Origin of the sequence: Solibacillus ferritrahens (genome assembly GCF_037027585.1) — a bacterium.
GTDB lineage: Bacteria > Bacillota > Bacilli > Bacillales_A > Planococcaceae > Solibacillus > Solibacillus ferritrahens.
In genome coordinates this window covers 1-4185 of record NZ_JAXCLE010000042.1, presented here as the reverse complement: position 1 = coordinate 4185, position 4185 = coordinate 1, and the positions used below count along the sequence as shown (strand labels likewise).

At 33.8% G+C, this 4185-nt stretch carries 7 protein-coding genes; all 7 read right to left on the bottom strand.

The features are described 5' to 3' along the window. Nucleotides 1–157 precede the first annotated feature (157 nt). Entirely contained in the window at nucleotides 158–556 is a 399-nt protein-coding gene (locus SNE38_RS18940; RefSeq protein WP_191704652.1) for a VOC family protein, read from the bottom strand. 38 nt (nucleotides 557–594) lie between these two features. After that, nucleotides 595–972, bottom strand: coding sequence for a VOC family protein (locus SNE38_RS18935; protein ID WP_336047154.1), 378 nt, complete (start codon nucleotides 970–972; stop codon nucleotides 595–597). A gap of 38 nt (nucleotides 973–1010) precedes the next feature. Continuing rightward, complete coding sequence (locus tag SNE38_RS18930; RefSeq protein WP_336047153.1) at nucleotides 1011–1655, bottom strand: alpha/beta hydrolase; 645 nt, start codon at nucleotides 1653–1655, stop codon at nucleotides 1011–1013. A gap of 26 nt (nucleotides 1656–1681) precedes the next feature. Next, nucleotides 1682–2482 (bottom strand): protein phosphatase 2C domain-containing protein, encoded by an 801-nt coding sequence (locus SNE38_RS18925; RefSeq protein ID WP_336047152.1) that lies wholly within the window; start codon nucleotides 2480–2482, stop codon nucleotides 1682–1684. A 50-nt stretch (nucleotides 2483–2532) separates the two neighbouring features. Continuing rightward, nucleotides 2533–2970: a GNAT family N-acetyltransferase gene (locus SNE38_RS18920; RefSeq protein WP_336047151.1), complete on the bottom strand. Its 438-nt coding sequence runs from the start codon at nucleotides 2968–2970 to the stop codon at nucleotides 2533–2535. A gap of 49 nt (nucleotides 2971–3019) precedes the next feature. Further along, nucleotides 3020–3583, bottom strand: coding sequence for a DUF6434 domain-containing protein (locus SNE38_RS18915; RefSeq protein ID WP_191704650.1), 564 nt, complete (start codon nucleotides 3581–3583; stop codon nucleotides 3020–3022). A gap of 390 nt (nucleotides 3584–3973) precedes the next feature. Then, nucleotides 3974–4174, bottom strand: coding sequence for a cold-shock protein (locus tag SNE38_RS18910; RefSeq protein WP_191701229.1), 201 nt, complete (start codon nucleotides 4172–4174; stop codon nucleotides 3974–3976). Between the last annotated feature and the right edge of the window lie 11 nt (nucleotides 4175–4185).

The window sequence follows — 4185 nt, the reverse complement described above, 5'->3', positions numbered from 1 at the left end:
GAGAAAACAATGGACATTAAAAAAGATGACTCCGGCAACTTACCGAAGTCATCTAATTGCAGCATAAGAAACTGCTACATCGCTTTTTTTAAACTGTCTACATAATAGGGTTCAGTTCATTAATCAAAACAGTGGCTTCTTTATTTACTAGAAATTTTTATTTGAAGGTTGGGCTAAGTTCACTCCATACATCAAATTTATTACCATCTAAATCATAAAAAACAAAATTCCGTCCAGCGTGTCCTCTGTCTTCAATCTCTCCAACTTTTATTTCACTTTGCTTAAAATCTTTGTGTAATGCTTCCAATGCCTTTATTCCATTGACTTCAAATGTTAACGAAAAACGCTCATTCCCGTAAATATCCAAGAAATTGGAGCTTTGGCTTTCAGGTGACTTCACCAGAAAGATACTTTGATTGGCCAAGGTTAAAATAGCTTTGTCCTGATCTTTGTAGCTTAACTCTGCTTCTAGTTTTTTTACATACCAATCAGCAGCAAGGTCTACATCCGTTACTGGAATATATGTTGTGCCTATTCTTAGTAATTTCTCACTCATTTTTATCTCCTTTCAGCTTTAAAAAACCTTAACTGCCTTTATTTACAAACTCCCAATGGATTACCATCCGGATCATAAAATGTGAAGAATCTAGTGGATCCTTCCCCTCCAATTGGATTCACCATTACATCTTTGGCTAGAAAAAGCTTATAGGCTTCTTCTATATCTGTAGGAATAAAATTATAGTATTTGCCCACCCCAAACTTATTCTCCGGGAACTTCATTGGTACGTGATTCAAGGTCTTCACCAAACATACTACCGTTTGGGATTCTTCTCCAATTTGCATCACAGCTGCCTCTTCTTCAATGTAAATTATTTTAAAACCCAGCACTTCTTCATACCATTTAGCCGAAATAGCTGGGTCTTTTACAGGGATAAAAACACCTTCCATTCCCTTAAAAATCGGGATAGTCATCTATTCAACTCCTTGTTATTCTTCCTAGCAATCTGTATTTAAAATTCATTAATTTTTTTAATCACATTTTTTAATACATCAATTGAATTAACAGGGTCATTCTCATATTGCAACCCATGATTTACATTAGGGAATAGTGTTGAAACAATGTTCGTATTTTGAACTATTTGCTCATATCTTTCTGCATTATAATGCTGATCGTTGTCACCGATAAAACACAAACCCCTGTTTTCTCCTTTTATCATCGCCTCAAAAACATCTTCCCTTTTAATAAGCGGAGTTAGCCAAACTGCTTTTGCATCTTTAAAAATATTCCTTTTTAACTCAGATGACATAGCAATCGCTCCTAAAGATTTGCCGATTAGACAAAAGGATTCATACGATCTATCATTTAAAACCTGATCGATAACTACCCTTACATCATGCTTAATCGCATCACTAATTTCATCGATACTGAAATCATCATAAAATTTATCATTATATGAATAATCTACTTGCAGTACATCGGAAGATTTATTTAAAAAAACTCCAGTCGAATAATGAAAGAGAGGAGCTTGCGTGCTATATCCAGCTCCAGGAAGCATGATTACTAAATTTTTTGAATCCTCATTGGTGCTTAATAAAGTGTAGGGAATTTTCATTTCCTTATATCCCACTACTGAATCCGTTTTTACTTTAAACATAGAAATGCCTCCTATTCTTCATAAATTTATAAGTCACTTGGTTCACTCGCATTTCTTTCTACATTAACTACCCACGAAATAATAGTAGTGCTATCTCGTACTCCCTTTTCTTCAATTTCCTTTAATAAATTCTGAACAGAATCTTGATGGGATTTGGCGTTATCAAATTCCTTCATAATTTCGATAGCGTTATGGAAATTACCATCAGGGCATTCCGTTAAACCATCTGTTGTAAGAAAAAGATGGTTCATTCCTTTTTTTAATTCCCGACGCCCCGTGCTATAGCATGGTACATCCAGTTCAAATGTGTTTACTTGCCCTATCCATTCATAGAAATTTCTTTGGTTCAAAAGAAATTGATCCATCTTAGCCAATTCGGGGTGAAACAGATGAAGGATACAATCTCCAACTGAAAACCACCAAACATACTTGTCTTTTCTTAAAACTATCAGACACGCCGTTTCACCTTGTATTTCTCGACAACTCGCTAGAAAAAGTGGATTTTGAAAAATATGTACTATGTATTTGTCCATTTGATTAAAAGATTCTGGTAATGGCATGTTGAAAATAGTCGTTAAATTTTGTTCTTCCTCTGTAATGGTATTTATGACCAGTTCGGCGCTCTCTGCTGAATTATGAGCATCGAGGAGCACTACAAATTCCCAATCCTGTTCTTCATTTGACCAAACGATACAACCATCCTCATTTTTATATTGACCTGCCGATGAATTCCCACCAAAACGACCGATTGTTAAGTTGTTGACTTGCTGAATATATGGTATATCTACAAAGTGCTTTTCACTCCCCACCCAACTAAATTTATACAATTGCAACTCCCCCTTTACTCTTTTTGGACCTACAATTTTTAAATGAAAAACTAATCATTAACTAGACTTTTACTAAAGCCTGTACTTTTCCCTATATATCCTAATTTCTTATAAAAATTATGAGCAGCAAATCGTTCTTCCCTATTTCCACTGTTTAAGATCACCGCTACACAATGATTCTTTTTTGCCCAATCTTCTGCAGCTAGCATGAGACTTTGTCCAATATTATCTCTACGAAACTCTTCATGAACTACTAGTGCCAAAACTCTTACGTAAGGCTCATCAAATTCATACGCATACTGTTTACACATTCCAACAAAACCAACTAAATTACCCTTTACTTCGGCTACGAATGTTTGATAATCCGAATAACCTAAAATCTTATTAAATCTTTCCTGAATCTTTGATTTTGAGGATGGATATCCCAGATCATTCATTAAATCATCAAGTTTATTAGTATCTTCTAGTATCATTGGACGGATCTTCATAAAATACCTCCTTCATAAAAGAACTAGCAATTAATATGATTAATAATAATCACCCTTTATATTTATTGCTGCCCGGTAAAACTTTAATGGCATTCCAGGCTTTAATTGCATCTTCTCTTTTTTTACCTTCGTTTTTAGGATCTGAAAAATAATCTCTAGTAAATTGATTGTATTCGAATTGTGATCCTATTTGTTTTTTATATGTTACGTCTTTTTTTCTTTTCTCTTCCTCATACCATGCATTCATAACGTCCCTATATGTTTTTCCTACGTTTTCTTTAAAATAATTTTGAATATACGTGGAAAAATGGAATTTTGGAATAACGGATGTAAAGAAAGCCCTAACTACCTGACTACACCGGTGATTATCCGTAATAACTGTATCTAAACTTAACTCTTCTAATTTTATTTCTGTAGAGGAATAGCTTCTTTTCCTTACTGGCTTTTGTATTTCTCCTGTTTCCAGAAATATTGCTATTCTATCTGTAATTTCTGTTTTAGAGCCAGAAGCACTTATTTCATTTGCTCTACAAAAAGTTTGTAACTCCTCTTTTATCCAATAAAAATCACGAAAATCTTTTACATTCAAATCTTTTGTTAGTTCTGGTCTCAATTTAGTCTCTCTCCGTTCAAAGGAATCATTAATAATAAGCTAGTCTTCTAATTTCTGCCTTTTAATAAAAAAAGCTTTAACGATTGTGAGACCGGACATCATAATCAATAATTTGCAATTTTGTCTTTTCCTAAATATTCATTAACTCTTCTTTGTGCAATTCAACGTAATCTCCCAAATATTCAATCAGCATATATTCAAGACATATTTAGGTAATTTTAACCTAAACTACCTTTATCTATTTATTTCGGGATGAAGGCGGCTAAAACCTCTTAAAACGGGATACATTTTCTGTTAAAATAAGTAACGTTTATCATTTTTTTGGAATTAACCAAAAAAAGAGGCATCCTCGTTAAAGGATACCTCTTCTTTATTATTACATCATTAAAATTAAAGTTTTACGATGTTTGTAGCTTGTGGGCCACGTTGACCGTCTTCGATTTCAAATTCAACTTTTTGACCTTCGTCTAAAGATTTGAAACCGTCGCCTTGGATTGCTGAGAAGTGAGCGAATACGTCGTTTCCGCCTTCAACTTCGATAAATCCAAAACCTTTTTCTGCGTTAAACCATTTTACTGTACCTTGTGTCATTTAAATGACCT

What these genes read in the sequence shown, in the direction of transcription:
- SNE38_RS18935 (WP_336047154.1), bottom strand. Translation starts at nt 972, where the DNA reads ATGACTATCCCGATTTTTAAGGGAATGGAAGGTGTTTTTATCCCTGTA.
- SNE38_RS18940 (WP_191704652.1), bottom strand. Translation starts at nt 556, where the DNA reads ATGAGTGAGAAATTACTAAGAATAGGCACAACATATATTCCAGTAACG.
- SNE38_RS18930 (WP_336047153.1), bottom strand. Translation starts at nt 1,655, where the DNA reads ATGTTTAAAGTAAAAACGGATTCAGTAGTGGGATATAAGGAAATGAAA.
- SNE38_RS18910 (WP_191701229.1), bottom strand. Translation starts at nt 4,174, where the DNA reads ATGACACAAGGTACAGTAAAATGGTTTAACGCAGAAAAAGGTTTTGGA.
- SNE38_RS18920 (WP_336047151.1), bottom strand. Translation starts at nt 2,970, where the DNA reads ATGAAGATCCGTCCAATGATACTAGAAGATACTAATAAACTTGATGAT.